Below are 15,216 nucleotides of genomic sequence, written 5' to 3'. Positions count from 1 at the left end.
AATTATGGTTAATGGAATGCTTACATTTTAAGTTAACGGGCATTTAAAATGCCGTTATTTCAGGCTTTCCAGCGCGGCGAGGAAGAGCGGCGAAGAAGGAAAAGCCATGAAGCCGCCGATCGCGATCGCGATGCCGTAGGGGATCTTCTTGGCGAGCAGGACCGAGTTCGGTACCGGCAGCCCGATGGCGAGGATGGTATTGGACTGCGTTCTCACCAGCAGGATGAGCAAGGTGATGAGACCGCCGATCGCGGCGACATCGGTCATCAGGAAAAGCAAGGATTCATTCAGACCGAACCAGAGCGCGGTGGCGCTCAACAGCTTGGCATCTCCGCCGCCCATCACATTGAAGGCGAAAAGAGCAAAGCAGGCGCCGAAAACGATGGCGGCGCCGGCAAGATGCATGCCGATCATTTCCAGCTCCAAGCCGGAGAATGGCGCAAGAACGAGGAAAGAGGCGATCAGGATAACGGAAATGCGGTTCGGGATCGTCATGGTGAACAGATCCGAGAAGGCCGCCATGGCGAGGCAGAGTGGCAGTATCACGAAGACTGCAGCTGCGGTCATGCCTATACCCGATCGTAACGAGAAGCGAAAAGGCTCACAGCCGTTCAGCCTGTGAGCCCGCTCAATAGCTCGGCCGGAGCAAATCCAGCCGGCATTATCCGGACGCCGCTTGGCGGTGTCTAACTCAGTTGCCGGCCGCGCTTTCAGCCGAGGTAACGGACGTATTCATCTTGTTGCTCAAGCCGTTGAACGTGTCGCCGATCTTGCCGCCGAGGGTCGTTGCGCCGGTGATGAGCGCTACGGAAATGAGGGCGGCGATCAGGCCGTATTCGATTGCGGTCGCGCCGGATTCGTCCTTCAGAAAACGGCTAAAAAGCTTGGTCATGGTAACTCCTAACTCCAGTTGATGTTCAGCACGTCCGCCAACTGTTTGCCGTTGATCGGATGACTGCAACCTAGCGAATGGCCGTTTCCATCGGCTTAAGGAAAAGAGTTAACGACATGTGAACGAGACAACAGACCTTTGTAGAGTCAGTATTTTCTTACGCGCTTCGCTCAATATTTAACGATATTCCTGGAATAACCGCTGAATTCATCCGGAAATAGCACATATCCTGTTTCCAACCGGGGCGTGCGCAGTCTTAAAGCCGTACCAAATCGGATCATTACGCTTCATCCCGGAACAAAGTGGTAGGCTTAAGGCTTCGTTCACCAATTTTTTCCATTCTATGCGCATATTGCGCTGTGATCGTGAAAGAGGACCCAATGTCATCGAGCGGCAAAACCATTTTCTTTGCCGGCATGATCGCCGTTTTCGGTATTTCGGGAGTGTCCGCGGCCGCAGACGATGACATGCTGCGCGTCTATATGGATCACGCGCGCGTCTTGAAGCTCGACCGCCCTGTCAGCAAGGTGATTGTCGGCAATGCCGCAGTTGCCGATGCGACCGTGGCCGACGCCAAGACCATCGTGCTCACGGGACGCAGCTTCGGCACCACCAATCTGGTCCTCCTCGATGCCGACGGCAACGCGATCCTCGACGAACGCATCCTGGTGTCGATCGACGAGGGCAATACGGTGCGCGTCTACCGGCAGACCCAGCGCTCCGTGCTATCCTGCACGCCGAACTGCGAGCAGCATGCGCAGCAGGCGGCCACCGGGACAACCTCGCCCTAAGTGGCTTACCTTCAGCTTGTTCGTCCATTCGTTAAAATCGTCGTGTCAGGTTGAAACGGAAAATCAACGAACGGACCTTAGTCTGACGATTGGAAAATGTCGCTCGGGTCCAGGCAATGACGGTAATTGATCAGAAGACGGATAAGGGGCGCGCTTTTGCGCCGTTCCGTTTCTTACGGTTTCGCGCTCTCGCCCGCTCACGCGAGGGTGCTGCGGCGATCGAATTCGCCCTGCTCGCCATTCCCTATTTCCTGGTGATTTTCGCAATCCTCGAAACTTTCGTCGCCTTCGCCGCCGAGGAACTCGTCTCCAATGCCGTCGATACGATGAGCCGCCGGATGCGAACCGGGCAGATTACCTATAATCTCGGCCGCACGACCGATATGAACCAGGCGCAATTCCGCCAGGCTTTCTGCGATGAGGTCTCGATCCTGATCCGCTGCTCGGCGAGCGAAGTCGCCACACCGAGCAAACTCTACCTGGATGTGCAAACGTTCAACACCTTCTCGGCCATTCCGACGACGATCCCCAAGCTTTCCACCGACAAATATGCCGACATCAACCCGGCTGCCTTCAAATATACGCCGGGCGGCGCCGGCACGATCAACATGCTACGCGCCTATTATCGCTGGGAAATCATCACGGATCTGGTCCGGCCCTATATCACCACGATACGTCCCTCCGGCGGCTCGATGCCGAGCCAATATCTGATCGTCGGGACCGCGGCCTTCCAGAACGAGCAGTATCCATGATGGCGTTGCGCAACCCGTTCACCAGATTGGTCCTGACGGCGCGGCGGCTGGCCCGCGACCGCAAGGGCGCCGGCGCGATCGAATTCGCGATCCTCTTTCCCGTGCTCGTCATGCTCTATATCGGCGCTTTCGAGATCACGATCGGCCTTAGCGTCAGCAAGCGGGTGACGCGCGCTGCAGGAACGGTGGCCGACCTCGTCACCCAGCAGCAATCCGTCACCAAGAGTGCGCTTGCGCAAATGCCATCGGTCGCAAACGCAATCTTCCTGCCCTACAACACGACGTCGCTGACGATGAAGATCACCGGGATTAGCATCGACGCCGGCGCCAATGCGAAAGTGCTCTGGTCCTGGGCCCAAGACGGGACGGTGCCCTATGCCAAGAATGCCGCTGTGAGCGACGTGCCGACCGACATGAAGACGGCGAACAGCTTCCTTGTTCGTACCGAGGTCAGCATCCCCTATACGATGTTCCTGTTCGCGCCGAACTTCATGCCGGACGGCATGCGCACGATCACCATCAGCCGCAATTATTTCTACCGCCAGCGGCAAGGCGACTCGATCCCCTGCGGCGACTGCTGACGGCCCTTCCCGCTCTTTTCTGCTGCATCACTCCCTCAATCGAAATCGATTGGGGAGTTATGCAGCAATTCAAAACGTTACAGCGTCCTTTGCGCGTCTGAAAAAGACGCGCGGCGCTGTAATTTGCCAAGCCGGCCGGAGCATTATATGGCTGGGTCTCAGCTGCCTCCGACATTGCAGAGGCCGGCGATCGGCTCTCTCGGGTGTAAAATGGCGCGCGCCTTTCTTTTTGTTCTGGATTCCTTCGGCGTCGGCGGAGCGCCGGATGCGGCGGCCTATGGCGACGAGGGCGCCGATACGCTTGGCCATATCGCCGAGTTCTGCGCGGCCGGAGCCGCAGACCGCGCCGGATTGCGCGAAGGGCCGCTTTCCCTGCCCAACATGTCGGAACTCGGGCTGATGCACATCGCGCGCTCCGCCTCCGGCCGGTTTCCGGCCGGCATGCCCGTCCCGGAGAAGGTCTACGGCATTTATGGCGCCGCCACCGAAATTTCCCGCGGCAAGGATACGCCGTCGGGCCATTGGGAGATCGCGGGAACACCTGTCAGTTTCGATTGGGGTTACTTCCCGATAGAGGGCGACGCCTTTCCCCAGGAGTTCATCGAGGCGCTGTGCAGGGAGGCTGACGTGCCCGGCATTCTCGGCAACTGCCATGCCTCGGGAACGGAGATCATCGCCCGGCTCGGCGAGGACCATATCCGCACCGGCAGGCCGATCTGCTATACCTCCTCGGATTCGGTCTTCCAGGTCGCAGCGCATGAGGTACATTTCGGCCTCGATCGTCTGCTCGCCTTCTGCGGTTTGGCCCGGGGGCTGCTCGATCCTTACAATATCGGCCGCGTCATCGCCCGGCCCTTTATTGGCCAGTCCGCCTCTACTTTCCAGCGCACCGGAAACCGGCGCGACTTCTCCGTGCTGCCGCCCGAGCCGACGCTGCTCGATCGGCTGATCGAACATGGCCGGCATGTGCATGCCGTGGGAAAGATCGGCGACATCTTCGCGCATCAGGGCATTTCCAGGGTCATCAAGGCGAACGGCAACGAGGCGCTGATGAAAGCGTCGCTCTCGGCGATCGACGAGGCTGAGGACGGCGATCTCGTTTTCACCAATTTCGTCGATTTCGACATGATCTACGGTCATCGCCGCGACGTGCCCGGTTATGCCGCGGCACTCGAAGCCTTCGATGCGCGCTTGCCCGAAGTCCACAAGAAACTCAAGCCCGGCGATCTCGTCGTGCTCACCGCCGATCATGGCTGTGATCCGACCTGGCGCGGCACGGACCATACGCGCGAACGCGTGCCTGTCATCGCTTATGGCCCCGGCATCCGGTCGCGTTCGATCGGCGTGCGCCGCAGCTATGCCGATATCGGCGAGAGCATCGCCCGGCATCTCGGCATCCCGGCCGGACCGCACGGAAGGAGTTTTCTGTGACATCGCATTTGAAGAAGGTCGAACTGCACTGCCATCTGGAGGGTGCGGCACCGCCAGCTCTGACCGCGGCGCAGGCACGGAAATATGGCGTCGACATCAGCGCTGAGCTTCGCGACGGCGCCTATGTCTGGCATGATTTCGCAAGCTTCCTCGAATGTTACGACAAGGTTTCCGAGGTCTACAAAACCGAGGAGGACTATGCGCTTCTGACCGAAACCTATCTCGACGAACTCGCCGGCATCGATACGATCTACAGCGAGCTCATCGTTTCGCCCGACCACGGCAAGCGCATCGGACTGGGCGCCGATGCCTATATATCCGGTATCTGCGAAGGCATCCGGCGGGCCAAGGAAAAGAGTGGCATCGAGGCTCGGCTGATCGTCACCGGCGAGCGGCATTTCGGTCCGGAGAGCGTGATCGGTGCTGCCGAATATGCGGCAAAGGCCAGCAATCCTTTGATTACCGGGTTCAACCTTGCCGGCGAAGAGCGCATGGGCCGTGTGGCCGACTATGCCCGCGCCTTCGATATCGCCCGCGATGCCGGCCTGGGGCTGACCATCCATGCCGGCGAGGTCTGCGGCGCCTTCAGCGTTGACGACGCGCTCAATGCGGTGCGCCCCTCGCGGATCGGCCACGGCGTGCGCGCCATCGAGGATCTCGATCTGGTGAAGCGGCTTGCCGACCTCGGCACCGTGCTCGAGATCTGCCCGGGCTCCAATATCGCGCTCGGGGTGTTTCCCGATTTCGCGTCCCATCCGCTGCGGCGACTGAAGGAAGCGGGCGTGCGGGTGACGATCAGCTCGGACGATCCGCCATTCTTCTATACTTCACTGAAGCGGGAATATGAACTTGCCGCCGGAGCTTTCGGCTTCAGCGACGCCGAGATCGATGCGATGACGCGCACGGCGATCGAAGCGGCCTTCGTCGACGAGCAGACGCGCAAGGACTTGCTCGCCCGGCTTTAAAGACCCCAGAGGCTGGGGAAGATCGACGCAAATTGGCCACCACTCTTGCGGTCGGGCCAATTTCCGTGAAAGAAACATTCGATAGAAAGAATGAAAGGCTTCCCCATGGACGGCGTCACGGTCATCGATCATCCGCTTGTGCAGCACAAGCTCACCATCATGCGGCGCAAGGAGACATCGACGGGAAGTTTCCGGCGTTTGCTGCGCGAAATCTCGACGCTGCTCTGCTACGAAGTGACCCGCGATCTCGAACTGACGATGGAAACGATCGAGACGCCGCTGCAAACGATGGAATCGCCGATCCTCGAGGGCAAGAAGCTGGTCTTCGCCTCGATCCTGCGAGCTGGCAACGGGCTGCTCGAAGGCATGCTCGATCTCGTGCCGTCCGCGCGCGTCTCGCATATCGGCGTCTACCGCGACCACGAGACGCTGCAGCCGGTCGAATATTACTTCAAGGCGCCGGAGGACGTAGCCGAGCGGCTGATCATCGTCGTCGACCCGATGCTTGCGACCGGCAACTCCTCGATCGCTGCGATCGACAAGCTCAAGGAACGCGGTGCCCACAATATCCGCTTCCTCTGCCTGCTTGCCGCCCCGGAAGGCATCCGCAACTTCCGCGCCGCGCATCCCGATGTTCCGGTCTTCACGGCATCGATCGACAGTCATCTCAACGAGAAGGGCTATATCATGCCCGGCCTCGGCGATGCCGGCGACCGTATGTACGGCACCAAGTAATTTCAACCTTCCTTTACCAAATCGAAAGACTTTGCGGCCCGGAGATTCATTCCGGGCCTTTTGGCGTCGATCTTAGCAACTTATCAGCACTTGAGGTTTAGCAAGCTTGGAGCATGAGGCCCTGCATGAAGCCGGGTTTATACAGGAAGGATTTCTGTTTCATGCTCGTGCGTACCGTTCTCTTCGCCAGCATCGCCGCAGTGCTCGCCACTCAGGTGCCTTCCTTCTTCGCGGGCACCAGCCAGCAGCCCGCTGACGCTCTCTCCGCCAATTACGTATCGACCCAAACCGAGCAGCCGGTCGCACCGGAGCCCGTCTACGGCAGCAATGCGATCCGCCTTCAGGCCGATGCGCAGGGCCACTATACCGGCAGCTTCAAGATCAACGGAAAGCCGGTGCAGGGCCTGATCGATACCGGCGCCACCTATGTAGCGCTCAACGAGACGCTCGCCCGCCGGCTGGGCTTCACCGCCAACCAGCTCGATTTCCGCTATGGGGTGAACACCGCGAACGGCCAGACGAAGGCCGCGCATGTGACGCTCGACCGCGTCGAGATCGGCGGCATTCGCGTGCGTGAGGTCGAAGCCTTCGTCCTGAAGGACGATGCGCTGAGGACGACGCTGGTCGGCATGAGCTTTTTGCAGAAGCTCGCCTCCTATTCCGTCGCCGACGGTTCGCTCAGCCTCAAGCAGTAAACCGCGTCAGATCAGGCCCGCAATCACCGGTGTCAGCTCCGGCTTGTCCTCGGTGATGCGATAGTGCGCGGCAAGTGCCGCAGCTGCCCTTTCGGCAGCCGCTTCGTCGGCGGCGTGAACCAGCGCGATCGGTTCGCCGGCATTGACGCGGGTGCCGAGCGGCAGGAGTTCGGAAAAGCCGACGCGATGATCGATCCGGTCCGCGGGGTGGCGTCTTCCGCCGCCAAGATCGATGACACTGACCCCGATACCGCGCGCATCGCAGGCGGCTAGCCAGCCGGACCGGGCGGCCGGAACAGGCTTTGCGACCGGCGCCCTGGCCAGGTGTCGGTCAGGGTTTTCGATGAGATCGGCCGGGCCGCCGAGCATGGACACCATGCGCGCGAAGACCTCGGCCGCCTTTCCCGATGACAGCGCCCGACGCGCCATTCCCTCGGCTTCATCAGACGAGGCGGCGATACCGGATTTCACCAGCATCTCGGCGGCGAAAGCAAGAACGACGATCTCAAGCCGCGTGTCGGCCTTTCTGCCCGCCAGGAAATCCAGGCAGTTGCGCATCTCGACGGCATTGCCGGCACTATCGGCAAGCGGCTGGTTCATGTCGGTGATCAGGGCCGACGTCTTCACGCCTGCGCCATTGGCCACCTCGACCAGCGACTGCGCAAGAATCTCCGCCTGGCCGCGGTCAGCCATGAAGGCGCCGTTGCCGACCTTGACGTCGAGCACCAGCGTCTCGAGCCCCGCCGCAAGTTTCTTCGAGAGGATAGAGGCAGTGATGAGGGGAATGGAATCGACGGTGGCGGTTACGTCGCGCACGGCATAAAGCCTGCCGTCGGCGGGCGCCAAAGCCCCGGTCTGGCCGATGATGGCGCATCCCGCTTCCTTGACGACCTTGTGGAACAGGTCCGCGTCCGGGGTGATCATATAGCCGGGAATGGATTCGAGCTTATCCAGCGTGCCGCCGGTATGGCCGAGGCCGCGCCCGGAGATCATCGGAACGGCGAGGCCGCAAGCGGCGGCGATCGGCGCCAGCATCAGCGAAACATTGTCGCCGACGCCGCCGGTCGAATGTTTGTCGGCGATCGGGCGATCGATATCGGCCCATTGCAGCCTGTCGCCGGAATCGGCCATCGCCAGCGTCAAGGCCACGGTTTCGGCCCGCGACATGCCCTTGAACCAGACGGCCATGGCGAATGCGCCGATCTGGCCTTCCGACAACCGACCGGCGGCGAGTGCCGCGACGAAGGAGCTGATTTCGGCGGCGTCGAGTTCGTCGCCGTCGCGCTTACGCCGGATGATCTCCTGCGGAATCATTTCAGTAGCCCGACGCCGCAGCCGGGGCCGACTGTGTTCCACTCAGAACCGCCAGGATATCGTCGAGCAGGTCGGAAGCGCCGAAGCGGAACGTCGACGGCATCGCCCAATCCGGTGTCATGATGGTTTCGGCAAGGCTCAGATAGAGCGCGGCATCGGCCACCGAGCCGATGCCGCCTGATGGCTTGAAGCCGACCTTGCGTCCACTTTCACGAATGGCGCGGATCATGATGTCGGCGGCTTCGAGCGTCGCGTTGACGGCGACCTTGCCGGTCGAGGTCTTGATGAAATCGGCACCGGCTTCGATGGCGAGTTCGGAGGCATGGCGGATCAATGCGGCATCCTTCAGCTCGCCAGTCTCGATGATGACCTTCAGAAGAACGGGGCCGGCGCATTCTGCGCGCACGGCCTTGACCATGTCGGTCACCGCCTTCTCATTGCCGGCGAGCAGCTTGCGGTAGGGGATGACCAGATCGATCTCATCGGCGCCATCGGCAATCGCCTCACGGGCTTCAGCGGCGACATCGGCTACTTCCATATCGCCGGAAGGGAGGTTGACGACGGTTGCGATACGCACGGCGTGCCCAGTGCCAAGGATAGTGCGGGCCTGAGCGACGAACCGCGGCCAGATGCAGATCGCAGCGCTGGTGCCGTAGGGCGTCTGCGCACGGGCGCAGAGCGCGTCGATCTGCGCCTCGGTGCAATCATCCCTCAAATTGGTGAGATCGAGAAGAGAAAGGGCGACAGCCGCTGTCTCCCGGTTGGAATGGCTATTCATCTTCGCTTCCTCTAGAGCATAAGCCGAAAGCGTAAGCGGTTTTCGGCACCATGCTCTCACTATATAATGTGGAACAGGATTCAGATTTTAGGCCGACCCGGCCTAAAATCATCCTGTTCCAGCCGCAATCATGTCTTTCAAAATAGCGGCGAGACGGGCGCCGCCGATGGGCGCCATGTCCTTGGTTTCTTCATGGCTGAGCTCATTGCCGGTCATGCCTGCCCCATAGTTGGTGATAACGGAGGCGGCTGCAACCCTCAGGCCCAGCATTCTTGCGATGATGACCTCGGGCACCGTCGACATGCCGACGGCATCGGCACCGAGGATGCGCGCCATGCGGATTTCGGCCGGCGTTTCGAAGCTTGGACCGGAGAACCACATATAGACACCCTGCGCCAGCTCGATTTCAAGCTTCGCCGCTGCCCCCTGCATCGCCGCGGCAAGCCCCGCATCATAGGCATTGGTCATGCCGACGAAACGATGATCGCTTTCCTCACCGATCAGCGGATTCATGCCGGAATAATTGATGTGATCGGTGACCTGCATCACCGAACCGGGCGGCAGGTCGTCACGTAGCGATCCGGCCGAATTGGTCAGGATCAGCGCTTCGACGCCGAGCGCCTTCAGCACCTCGATCGGCAGGCGCATGGCGTTGGCATCGCCATTCTCGTAATAATGCACGCGGCCGGAGAGCATGACGACAGGCACGCCGCCGAGACGGCCGGCAACGACTTCGCCTGCATGGCCGGAGACGGCGCTGATGGGAAAGCCCGGCAGGTCGCGATAGGGAATACGGACGGCGCCCTCCAGCTGGCTAACGAGGGAACCGAGGCCGGAGCCGAGCACGATACCGTGGCGCGGCTTGATGGCGCCGAGCAATGCGCCGAGCAGGTCGACCGTCGCCTTCATCCGAGTTCGGTCTCGAAACTGAAGGGAAGAAGCTCTTCCATCGTCATGGTCTTCTTCACGCCCGCCTCATCGCAGAGATAGATCCTCGTCTCCTTGGAGGCGAATTCGGAGATCTTCTGGCGGCAGCCGCCGCAGGGCGGGCAGAGCGGCAGTTTCTCGGCAATAACGGCCATTTCGACGATTTTCTTCGCGCCGCCCATGATCATGGCGCCGATCGCCGTCGGCTCGGCACACCATCCTTGCGGGAAGGAGAGGTTTTCGATGTTGGCGCCGGTATAGACCTTGCCGTCCTCGGCGCGGATCGCGGCGCCAACCGGGAATTTCGAATAGGGCGCATGGGCAAAGGCCATGGCGCCGCGGGCGGCTTCGAACAGATCGTGAGACATATCAACGCTCCTTCGTATAGGGCACGCCACCAGCTTTCGGCGGGGTCGCGACGCCGATGAAGCCGGCAAGCAGGACGCAGGTGAGGACATAGGGCAGCGCCTGGAAGACCTGAACCGGCACTTCGCCGATCAGCGGCACCTGCTTTCCCTGCATGAAATTTGCCAGCGCATCGAGGAAGCCGAAGAGCAGGCAGGCAAACATGACGGGCACCGGCTTCCACTTGGCAAAGACGAGAGCGGCGAGCGCGATGTAGCCCTTGCCGGCCGACATGTCCTTGATGAAGGCGGCGGACTGGGCAATCGCCAGATAGGTGCCGGCAAAGCCGCAGAGAATGCCGGCACACATGACGGCGCGGTAGCGCAGCCAGGCAACCGAGATACCTGCCGTATCGACCGCGCCCGGGTTCTCGCCGACGGCCCGCAGCCTGAGGCCAAAGCGTGTGCGGTAAAGCACCCACCAGGAAAACGGCACGGCGAGGAAGGCGAGGTAGGTGAGGATATTGTTGCCGGATATGACATTGGCATAAAGCGGGCCGACGATCGGAATGTCGCGGGCGGCGTCGGCGCCCGGCAGGATGATCGGCGCAAAGCGCGAAGCCGGCACCAATTGCGGCGTGCGCCCGCCCTGGCCGAACCAGGCCTGGCCGAGCACGATGGTGATGCCGGCGATGAAGAAGTTGATCGCCACACCTGACACAATCTGGTTGCCTCGGTTGGTGATCGAGGCAAAGCCGTGCACCAGGCTCAGCGCCACCGAACAGAGGATGCCGGCACCGAGCCCGAGCCAGGCCGAATCGGTGAGATAGGCAACGCAGGCGGCGGCAAAGGCCGAGCCCAGCATCTTACCCTCGAGACCGATATCGAAGATGCCGGCGCGTTCCGAAAACAGACCGGCAAGGGCAGTGAAGATCAGCGGGATCGACAGGCGGATGGTCGAGCTCAGAACGCTGATGAAGATGTCATAATAATCCATCGCCCGCTCCTTAACCGCGCTTGAACTGCTGATAGAGGCGCACCATCGCCGGCCGGAACATATATTCCAGCGCGCCGGCAAAGAGGATCACCAGACCCTGGATGACGAGGATCATCTCGCGGGTGATATTCGGCATTTCGAAGGAGATCCAGTCGCCGCCCTGGTAGAGGATACCGAAGAGGATCGCTGCCATGATGATGCCGAGCGGATGGTTGCGGCCCATCAGCGAGACGGCGATGCCGACGAAGCCGGCGCCGCCGACGAATTCCACCTGCAGACGGGCAGACGAGCCCATGACGGGGTTCAGCGCCATCATGCCGGCGAGCGCGCCGGAGAGCAGCATGGCGATGATCACGGTGCGGGCATAGGGGATGCCGGCATAGGCCGCCGCCGTCGGGCTGACGCCCAGCGTGCGCATCTCGAAACCGAGCTTGGTGCGCCAGACGAGCAGCCAGACGAGGTAGCTGACGACGAGCGCAATGATGAAGGAGACGTTGAACGGGGCAGCACCCAGCTTGGCGCCGAACAGCTGCATGACCCAGCCGAGCTTCGGCAATTGGCCGCCTTCCAGGAAGGTGCGGGTTTCCGGCGCCATCTTGCCCGGCACGATCAGCACATGCACCAGCAAGTACACCATCAGCGCTGCGCCGATATAATTGAACATGATCGTCGTGATAACGATATGGCTGCCGCGTTTTGCCTGCAGGAAAGCCGGGATGAAGGCCCAGGCTGCGCCGAACAGGCCGGCGCCGATCACCGCGATCGGCATCGTTACATACCATGGCACGTAGCGGTCGAGCGCCAGCGCCACCAGCGCGCAGCCGAGGCCGCCGAGATAGGCCTGGCCTTCGGAACCGATGTTGAAAAGTCCCGCATGGATCGCCACCGCGACGGAAAGGCCGGTGAAGATGAAGCTCGTCGCGTAATAGAGCGTAAAGCCGATGCCTTCGCCATTGCCGAGCGCGCCCTGGATCAGCAGCGACAGCGCATCGAGCGGGCTCTCGCCGATCAGCCAGACGACGAAGCCCGAGATCAGGAAGGCGACGGTGAGGTTCAAAAGCGGGATGAGGCCGTAGTTGATCCAGTTTGGCAGCGGAACGGAAGCAGTGCTCATAAAGGCCTCACGCGGCAATGCCGGCCATCATCAGGCCGAGGGTCTGTTCACCGGCATCGGGCGTCTTCTCGCCGACGACATGGCCGGCAAACATGACAAGGATACGGTCTGAAAGGGAGCGGATTTCATCGAGTTCGACGGAGACAAGCAGGATCGCCTTGCCCGCGTCGCGCATTTCGATGATCCGGCGGTGGATGAATTCGATGGCGCCGATATCGACGCCACGCGTCGGCTGGCCGATGATCAGCATCTTCGGATCGCGTTCGATCTCGCGGGCGACGACGATCTTCTGCTGGTTGCCGCCGGAGAAATTCGCCGTCTTCAGCCGCGGGTTCGGTGGGCGGATGTCGTATTTCTCGATCTTCTCCATCGCATCCTTGCGGATCGCTTCGAGATCGAGCAATGGGCCTTTGCTGTAGGCCGGGCGGCGATGATAACCGAGCACGGAATTTTCATATTCCTCGAATTTCAGCACCAGGCCCATATGGTGTCGGTCCTCGGGAATATGAGCGAGGCCGAGATCACGCAGGCGGGCGGGATCGGCCTTGTCGATCGTCTGGCCGTCGAGAAGAATTTCACCGGAGGTCGGCTTGCGGATGCCAGCAATCGCCTCCAGCAATTCGGACTGGCCATTGCCGGCGACACCGGCGATGCCGACGATCTCACCGGCGCGCACGTCGAAGGAGACGTTGTCGACCATGGTGACGCCGCGATTGTCCTTGACCGTGAGGTTGCGGACGGAGAGCACGGCAGATCCGGGGTTGGCCTCGCCCTTCTGCACGCGCAGCAGCACGCGGCGGCCGACCATCAGCTCGGCGAGTTCCTCCACCGTCGTCTCCGACGTCTTGCGGGTCGCGACCATCTCGCCTCGGCGCATGACCGAGACCGTATCGGTGATCGCTATGATCTCGCGCAGCTTGTGAGTGATGAGGATGATCGTCTTGCCCTGATCGCGCAGCACCTTGAGGATGCGGAAGAGATGATCGGCTTCCGCCGGCGTCAGCACGCCGGTAGGCTCGTCGAGGATCAGGATCTCGGCGCCGCGATACATGGCTTTCAGGATCTCGACACGCTGCTGCAGGCCGACCGGCAGCTCTTCGATCAGCGCGTCGGGATCGACCTCCAGGCCATATTCCGTTTCCAGCCGCTTGAGCTCGGCGCGGGCCGAGGCGACGCCCCTGGCCAGCAGCATGCCGCCTTCCGCGCCAAGCATGATGTTCTCGAGAACCGTGAAATTATCGACCAGCATGAAGTGCTGGTGCACCATGCCGATGCCGGTGGCGATCGCCGCCTGGCTGTCGCGGATGGTGACTGGGTTGCCGTTGACGCGGATCTCGCCGCTGTCGGCATGGTAGAAACCATAGATGATCGACATCAAGGTCGATTTGCCGGCGCCGTTTTCGCCGATGATGCCGTGGATCGTCCCCTTGGCAACGATGAGGTTGATGTCCTTGTTGGCATGGACGGCACCGAATTTCTTGTCGATGCCGACAAGCTCGATAGCGGGCTTATCTGTCACTACAGGCTCCAAATAAGAAAAGGGCGTATGGCGAAAATCCCCTCCGCCATACGCCCGATCTCAATCATCACTTTCGGGCGCGGATCACTTCGGGCAAGCGTTGTCCGAGGTATAATCGTGAACCTTGATGGTACCCGCGATGATATCGGCCTTGGCCTTGTCGACGGCGGCCTGCATTTCCGGCGTGATCAGCGACTTGTTGTTGTCGTCGATCGCGGCGCCAACACCATCTTCCTTGACGCCGAGCGCCTGGACACCGCCGGTGAACTTGTCGTTCTTGGTGTCGTTGTAGGCATTGTAGACGGCGAGATCGACGCGCTTGACCATCGAGGTCAGGACCGAGCCCGGATGCAGATGGTTCTGGTTGGAGTCGACGCCGATCGACAGCTTCTTGTTGTCGGCGGCGGTCTGCAGAACGCCGAGACCGGTGGCGCCGGCTGCCGCATAAACGACGTCAGCGCCCTGGTCGATCTGGTTCTTGGCCAGCTCGCCGCCGCGGACCGGGTCGTTCCAGGCAGCGCCGGTGGTGCCCGTCATGTTCTGGAACACTTCGATGTCGGCCTTGACGGAGCGTGCGCCCTGTTCGTAGCCGCATTCGAACTTGCGGATCAGCGGGATGTCCATGCCGCCGACGAAGCCGACCTTGCCGGTCTTGGAGGCCATGCCGGCGAGAACGCCGACGAGGTAGGAACCTTCTTCTTCCTTGTAGACAACCGAGCGGACGTTCGGCTTATCGACGACGGAGTCAACGATGATGAACTTGGTGTCCGGGAATTCGGCTGCAACCTTCTCGATGGCCGAGGTCCAGGCGAAGGAAACGGCAACCACCGGATTGAACCCGCGGCTTGCGAAGTTGCGGATGGCCTGTTCGCCCTGGGTGTCGCCCGTCGGCTCGAAGTCGCGATAGGCAATGCCGGTCTCAGTCTTGAACTTCTCGGCGCCGTTATACGCCGCCTCGTTGAAGGACTTATCGAACTTCCCGCCGGTGCCGTAAACCAGCGCCGGCTTGACATCGGCGGCAAGCGCCGTCGTCGACATGGCAGCCACGGCAAAGAGAGTGAGAAGGGATTTTTTCATTGTGCAGCCCTGTTGTTGCTATTCGTTAGGGGTCCTCCCGCAAGCCCTTTTCGGGCATGTCTGCGGAACCACCGACCTCCCCCCGGAGGCCTGGCTGCGCGCATCCTTGCATGGCTCACGGAAAAATTCACCAGAAATTTTTCAGCTGGTAAAGATTTGCAGTGATTGCCGAAAATCAGCTCTTCAGGGCTGATTTTTGGACATTCCTTGCATCGGAATGCGGATTTTCTAGCCAATCCGGCGACAAATACAAACGTAGGAGAGCGGGCGATGCCCACCCGGATTTCTCGCCCGATCGTGCCGG

General features: G+C 61.1%; 17 protein-coding genes. 7 read left to right on the top strand and 10 right to left on the bottom strand.

All coding sequences use genetic code 11. The features are described from left to right. Window positions 1-54: 54 nt before the first annotated feature. On the bottom strand, window positions 55-567 hold the full coding sequence (locus tag BA011_RS20750) for an A24 family peptidase (protein WP_065281817.1): 513 nt from the start codon (window positions 565-567) through the stop codon (window positions 55-57). 124 nt (window positions 568-691) lie between these two features. Further along, window positions 692-892: a Flp family type IVb pilin gene (locus BA011_RS20745; protein ID WP_065281816.1), complete on the bottom strand. Its 201-nt coding sequence runs from the start codon at window positions 890-892 to the stop codon at window positions 692-694. A 380-nt stretch (window positions 893-1,272) separates the two neighbouring features. On the opposite strand from BA011_RS20745, the gene BA011_RS20740 reads away from it, so the two are divergent. The 7 genes from BA011_RS20740 to BA011_RS20710 all read left to right on the top strand — a co-directional run bounded on the left by BA011_RS20740 (window position 1,273) and on the right by BA011_RS20710 (window position 6,842). Continuing rightward, complete coding sequence (locus BA011_RS20740; RefSeq protein ID WP_065281815.1) at window positions 1,273-1,683, top strand: pilus assembly protein N-terminal domain-containing protein; 411 nt, start codon at window positions 1,273-1,275, stop codon at window positions 1,681-1,683. Between the two features lie 116 nt (window positions 1,684-1,799). Next, a complete protein-coding gene (locus tag BA011_RS20735) occupies window positions 1,800-2,435 on the top strand; it encodes a TadE/TadG family type IV pilus assembly protein (protein WP_065281814.1) in 636 nt (211 codons plus the stop codon). Next, the gene (locus BA011_RS20730) at window positions 2,435-3,016 is read left to right on the top strand and encodes a TadE/TadG family type IV pilus assembly protein (RefSeq protein WP_027669162.1); all 582 of its coding nucleotides are present in this window, start codon (window positions 2,435-2,437) and stop codon (window positions 3,014-3,016) included. The genes BA011_RS20735 and BA011_RS20730 overlap by 1 nt, the downstream gene beginning before the upstream one ends. A 210-nt stretch (window positions 3,017-3,226) precedes the next feature. Then, complete coding sequence (locus BA011_RS20725; protein WP_065281813.1) at window positions 3,227-4,447, top strand: phosphopentomutase; 1,221 nt, start codon at window positions 3,227-3,229, stop codon at window positions 4,445-4,447. Beyond that, on the top strand, window positions 4,444-5,412 hold the full coding sequence (locus tag BA011_RS20720) for an adenosine deaminase (protein ID WP_065281812.1): 969 nt from the start codon (window positions 4,444-4,446) through the stop codon (window positions 5,410-5,412). Before BA011_RS20725 ends, BA011_RS20720 begins: the two co-directional genes overlap by 4 nt. A gap of 105 nt (window positions 5,413-5,517) precedes the next feature. Continuing rightward, window positions 5,518-6,147 (top strand): uracil phosphoribosyltransferase, encoded by a 630-nt coding sequence (gene upp / locus BA011_RS20715; protein ID WP_003544477.1) that lies wholly within the window; start codon window positions 5,518-5,520, stop codon window positions 6,145-6,147. Between the two features lie 125 nt (window positions 6,148-6,272). Beyond that, window positions 6,273-6,842: a TIGR02281 family clan AA aspartic protease gene (locus tag BA011_RS20710; RefSeq protein WP_065281811.1), complete on the top strand. Its 570-nt coding sequence runs from the start codon at window positions 6,273-6,275 to the stop codon at window positions 6,840-6,842. Window positions 6,843-6,848: 6 nt separating this feature from the next. On the opposite strand, the gene deoA is transcribed toward BA011_RS20710, so the two are convergent. From deoA to BA011_RS20670, 8 genes are all read right to left on the bottom strand, one after another. After that, window positions 6,849-8,156 carry a thymidine phosphorylase gene (deoA, locus tag BA011_RS20705; RefSeq protein ID WP_065281810.1) on the bottom strand — a complete coding sequence of 436 codons (1,308 nt, stop codon included), beginning with the start codon at window positions 8,154-8,156 and terminating at the stop codon, window positions 6,849-6,851. A gap of 1 nt (window position 8,157) precedes the next feature. After that, entirely contained in the window at window positions 8,158-8,934 is a 777-nt protein-coding gene (gene deoC, locus BA011_RS20700) for a deoxyribose-phosphate aldolase (RefSeq protein WP_065281809.1), read from the bottom strand. A 108-nt stretch (window positions 8,935-9,042) separates the two neighbouring features. Next, window positions 9,043-9,843, bottom strand: coding sequence for a purine-nucleoside phosphorylase (locus tag BA011_RS20695; protein ID WP_065281808.1), 801 nt, complete (start codon window positions 9,841-9,843; stop codon window positions 9,043-9,045). Then, the gene (locus BA011_RS20690; RefSeq protein WP_028757711.1) at window positions 9,840-10,229 is read right to left on the bottom strand and encodes a cytidine deaminase; all 390 of its coding nucleotides are present in this window, start codon (window positions 10,227-10,229) and stop codon (window positions 9,840-9,842) included. The genes BA011_RS20695 and BA011_RS20690 overlap by 4 nt, the downstream gene beginning before the upstream one ends. A 1-nt stretch (window position 10,230) precedes the next feature. Further along, on the bottom strand, window positions 10,231-11,202 hold the full coding sequence (locus BA011_RS20685) for an ABC transporter permease (RefSeq protein WP_065281807.1): 972 nt from the start codon (window positions 11,200-11,202) through the stop codon (window positions 10,231-10,233). Window positions 11,203-11,212: 10 nt separating this feature from the next. Next, the gene (locus tag BA011_RS20680) at window positions 11,213-12,316 is read right to left on the bottom strand and encodes an ABC transporter permease (RefSeq protein WP_029873710.1); all 1,104 of its coding nucleotides are present in this window, start codon (window positions 12,314-12,316) and stop codon (window positions 11,213-11,215) included. 7 nt (window positions 12,317-12,323) lie between these two features. Then, the gene (locus BA011_RS20675; RefSeq protein ID WP_065281806.1) at window positions 12,324-13,835 is read right to left on the bottom strand and encodes an ABC transporter ATP-binding protein; all 1,512 of its coding nucleotides are present in this window, start codon (window positions 13,833-13,835) and stop codon (window positions 12,324-12,326) included. An 84-nt stretch (window positions 13,836-13,919) separates the two neighbouring features. Then, window positions 13,920-14,912, bottom strand: a complete 993-nt coding sequence (locus BA011_RS20670; protein WP_027669152.1) for a BMP family lipoprotein — start codon at window positions 14,910-14,912, stop codon at window positions 13,920-13,922. Between the last annotated feature and the right edge of the window lie 304 nt (window positions 14,913-15,216).

Origin of the sequence: Rhizobium leguminosarum (assembly GCF_001679785.1) — a bacterium.
Lineage (GTDB): Bacteria > Pseudomonadota > Alphaproteobacteria > Rhizobiales > Rhizobiaceae > Rhizobium > Rhizobium leguminosarum_R.
The sequence above is the reverse complement of the archived record's forward strand: the minus strand, read 5'-3'. Positions and strand labels throughout refer to the sequence as shown.

Bases quoted from the DNA above. Each gene is read 5' to 3' on its own strand.
- BA011_RS20750 (WP_065281817.1), bottom strand. From the start codon at position 567: ATGACCGCAGCTGCAGTCTTCGTGATACTGCCACTCTGCCTCGCCATG.
- BA011_RS20745 (WP_065281816.1), bottom strand. From the start codon at position 892: ATGACCAAGCTTTTTAGCCGTTTTCTGAAGGACGAATCCGGCGCGACC.
- BA011_RS20740 (WP_065281815.1), top strand. From the start codon at position 1,273: ATGTCATCGAGCGGCAAAACCATTTTCTTTGCCGGCATGATCGCCGTT.
- BA011_RS20735 (WP_065281814.1), top strand. From the start codon at position 1,800: ATGACGGTAATTGATCAGAAGACGGATAAGGGGCGCGCTTTTGCGCCG.
- BA011_RS20730 (WP_027669162.1), top strand. From the start codon at position 2,435: ATGGCGTTGCGCAACCCGTTCACCAGATTGGTCCTGACGGCGCGGCGG.
- BA011_RS20725 (WP_065281813.1), top strand. From the start codon at position 3,227: ATGGCGCGCGCCTTTCTTTTTGTTCTGGATTCCTTCGGCGTCGGCGGA.
- upp (WP_003544477.1), top strand. From the start codon at position 5,518: ATGGACGGCGTCACGGTCATCGATCATCCGCTTGTGCAGCACAAGCTC.
- BA011_RS20710 (WP_065281811.1), top strand. From the start codon at position 6,273: ATGAAGCCGGGTTTATACAGGAAGGATTTCTGTTTCATGCTCGTGCGT.
- deoA (WP_065281810.1), bottom strand. From the start codon at position 8,156: ATGATTCCGCAGGAGATCATCCGGCGTAAGCGCGACGGCGACGAACTC.
- deoC (WP_065281809.1), bottom strand. From the start codon at position 8,934: ATGAATAGCCATTCCAACCGGGAGACAGCGGCTGTCGCCCTTTCTCTT.
- BA011_RS20695 (WP_065281808.1), bottom strand. From the start codon at position 9,843: ATGAAGGCGACGGTCGACCTGCTCGGCGCATTGCTCGGCGCCATCAAG.
- BA011_RS20690 (WP_028757711.1), bottom strand. From the start codon at position 10,229: ATGTCTCACGATCTGTTCGAAGCCGCCCGCGGCGCCATGGCCTTTGCC.
- BA011_RS20685 (WP_065281807.1), bottom strand. From the start codon at position 11,202: ATGGATTATTATGACATCTTCATCAGCGTTCTGAGCTCGACCATCCGC.
- BA011_RS20680 (WP_029873710.1), bottom strand. From the start codon at position 12,316: ATGAGCACTGCTTCCGTTCCGCTGCCAAACTGGATCAACTACGGCCTC.
- BA011_RS20670 (WP_027669152.1), bottom strand. From the start codon at position 14,912: ATGAAAAAATCCCTTCTCACTCTCTTTGCCGTGGCTGCCATGTCGACG.